Genomic DNA, 1,850 nt, shown 5'->3' with positions numbered 1-1,850 from the left:
GGGCTCTGGCTCACTTTTGATGATCAGTGACGCAGGGTGAGTCAGGCGGAGGATCCGGGGCAGCGTACGGTGCGTCGCGATCTTGTAACTAGGTCCACACGCAGGCGGCCGCTCATCGACGATCTGGGTTTGTCGAGAACCTGATCATCAACGAGCGGCCGTGGGGTTCATTGTGCTGCATGCGTCGGCGGGCGAGGATGCCTGCTGCCTTCCCTTGTTCTGTCCTGCCCTTCAGGGCGTCGATGTTCTGAAGGTTGAGGACCTCGGCGGTGCCGTACTGATCGCGGCGCGCACCGTGGTGGCCGAGGCCTCGTGCCCGGTGTGCGGGCTGCTCTCGGCCCGCGTGCACAGCCGGTATCGCCGGACGATCCGGGACCTGGCGACCAGCGGACGGCCGATCCGGATCGAAGTGGAAGTGCGCCGCTTCATCTGCGGCGAGCTCTCGTGTGAGCGAGGAATCTTCACCGAGCAGGTCGATGGGCTGACCCAGCGGCATGCACGTCGCAGCAACGCTTTGCGAGCGCTCCTCACCTCGATCGCCATGGCGCTGGCCGGGCGAGCCGGCGCCCGCATGGCCCGTTTGGTCGGCGCGCCGGTCAGCCGGTCCACGCTGCTGCGGATGCTGCGGGCCTTACCTGATCCGGAGATCGGGCAGATCACCGTTCTGGGAGTCGACGACTTCGCCAAGAAGCGCGGAAACTCCTACGGCACCGTCCTGGTGGACATGGACACCCATCGTCCCGTCGATCTGCTGGACGGCCGGACCGCCGAGGACTTGGCCACCTGGCTGAAGGGTCATCCCGGCGTTCAGGTGATCTGCCGGGACAGAGCCGGCTCCTACGCCGACGGCGCTCGTGAGGGTGCACCTGAGGCCGTCCAGGTCGCCGACCGCTTCCACCTTTGGCAGAACCTCGCCGCGGCGCTGGACAAGACCGTCCGCGCACACCGATCCTGCCTGCAGGAAGCCCCCGAGCCAGACGCCGCTGTCGCGGACGGAGTCGGCTGCGAAGCGGAGCCGGTCGAGCGGCCGAAGACCTTGGATTCCTACGGCAACGAACGGCCGATGGTCGTCCGGACTCGTGAGCGCTACGCCCAGGTCCAGGCGCTGAAGGGCAGGGGCGCGTCGTTGAACTCTATCGGCCGCGAACTTGGCCTGGCCTTTCGCACCGTCCGCAAGTTCGCCAACGCCGGCAGCGTGGATGAACTCCTGGCTCCGACTCTCGATCGCTCCAGCAAGCTGGATGCGTTCAAGCCGCACCTCACCCGCAGGTGGAACGAGGGATGCACCAACGCCATTCAGCTCCATGCTGAGATCAAGGCCCAGGGCTTCACCGGCAGCCAGCGTGCCGTCCAGGGCTGGCTCAAACCGCTGCGAGGACATCGGGACGTGCGGCAAGAGCCTTGTCTGCCGCCCAGTCCCCGTCGCGTCACCGGCTGGCTCATGACTCATCCCGACCGTCTGGGCGCGGAAGGGAAGGTTGGGTTGGAGCGGGTTCTTGCCCGCTGCCCCGAACTCGCCACCGCTGCAGAGCTGGTTCACGGCTTCGCCACGATGATGACCAACCGCGACGGCCACCTGCTCGACGAATGGATCATCGCTGCCGAAGCCGGCGCCTCGCCTCAGCTGGCCGCCTTCGCCACCGGCCTGCGACGCGATCACGCCGCAGTCCAAGCCGGGCTGACGCTGGCCCACAGCAACGGTGCCGTCGAAGGAACCGTGAACAAGATTAAATTCTTGAAAAGGCAGATGTTCGGCCGGGCCAACTTCGACCTCCTCCGGGCTCGAGTCCTCCGCTACATCTGACGGAGCCACGCTCTGTCACTGAGATCATCAAAAGTGAGCCAGAGCC

The 1,850-nt window shown here is 66.2% G+C and carries 1 protein-coding gene; it reads left to right on the top strand.

What is annotated here, in order from left to right; all coding sequences use genetic code 11:
- Positions 1-160: 160 nt before the first annotated feature.
- Positions 161-1,804 (top strand): ISL3 family transposase, encoded by a 1,644-nt coding sequence (locus AB0B45_RS51430; RefSeq protein WP_358146373.1) that lies wholly within the window; start codon positions 161-163, stop codon positions 1,802-1,804.
- Positions 1,805-1,850 lie beyond the last annotated feature (46 nt).

The sequence above is a fragment of the Nonomuraea sp. NPDC049152 genome (assembly GCF_040648355.1).
GTDB lineage: Bacteria > Actinomycetota > Actinomycetes > Streptosporangiales > Streptosporangiaceae > Nonomuraea.
This window is presented reverse-complemented; position numbering and strand designations above follow the sequence as displayed.